Genomic DNA, 1,260 nt, shown 5'->3' with positions numbered 1-1,260 from the left:
GTACCAGGCGCTGAGAGAGATCCAGAGGAACTGCTTCGCATCATTGTGGATGAACAGGTGACGCACCTCAACTTCGTACCTTCTATGCTACAGCTGTTCATGGCGAAGGCGAAAACTAGCGGTGAAGCCGTTCCATCGTTGCAGTACCTGTTTATTGCGGGTGAAGCGTTCCCGACGGAGATGGCTCGGCGAGCTTGCGAGCAGTGGCCGCACGCCCGAGTTGAGAACATCTATGGACCGACGGAGGCCACGATCTATGCGACGCAAGAGTCGGTTACGAGACTTACAAAAAAGGCAGGAATCGGAAAACCGTTTCAGAATATATGGATTTATGTGGTGAATAAATCGAACCAACTTCAGCCTATCGGGGTGCCAGGAGAGCTGTGCATCGCGGGTGACGGGTTGGCTCGCGGATATTTGAACCATCCAGAGCTAACGGCAGAGAAGTTTGTGGACAGCCCGTTTGAACCTGGTGAGCGAATGTATCGTACGGGAGACCTTGCAAAATGGCTGCCTGATGGGAATCTGGAGTACCTTGGAAGGATTGACGAGCAAGTGAAAATCCGGGGATTTCGGATTGAGACAGGTGAAATTGTGCACGGTCTGCTGCAGCACACGGACGTGAAGGAAGCAGTGGTCGTGGCTCGAAAAGACGAGCGCGATGAAGCTTACCTATGCGCGTACGTGGTGAGTAACGGGGTATTTAATGCTACCGAATTGCGTTCGCATTTGAAGCGTAGCCTGCCGGAGTACATGGTACCGTCGTATGTAGTAGAAGTGGAGCGTATTCCGCTGACGGCCAATGGGAAGGTAGACCGGAAAGCACTGCCAGAGCCGCAAGGTCTGGTGCAGGCAGGAAGTGAATACGTGGCGCCGCGGAATGAGACCGAAGTGAAGCTGGCAGCGATTTGGCAGGAGGTGCTCGGCCTTTCGCAGCCAGTGAGCATCCTTGATGACTTCTTTGAACTAGGTGGCCACTCGCTCAAAGCGACACAGCTGGTTTCGCGCATCCAGAAGCAATTGGACGCGAACGTGCCACTTGGTGAGGTATTCGCGAGCCCGACGGTGGAGGAGCTTGCCAGGTATTTGGAAGCGGTGGCTACCAAGGAACGCTACGAGGCGATCAGCAAGGCGAAGGCGCGCGAGTGGTATCGGGCCTCGCCAGCACAGCAGCGGCTGTACGTGGTAAGTCAGCTGGACCCAGAGGGGATCGGCTACAACATCCCGTGGGCGCTGGAGATTGCAGGAGAGCTAGATGCA

General features: G+C 55.3%; 1 protein-coding gene. It reads left to right on the top strand.

The annotated features are described in order from the left end of the window. Nucleotides 1–1,260 (top strand): non-ribosomal peptide synthetase (locus AC1TPB_RS24840; RefSeq protein WP_482078945.1); only part of this gene is annotated, 1,260 nt, incomplete at both ends.

This window comes from Paenibacillus sp. Y951 (assembly GCF_056786395.1).
The sequence above is the reverse complement of the archived record's forward strand: the minus strand, read 5'-3'. Positions and strand labels throughout refer to the sequence as shown.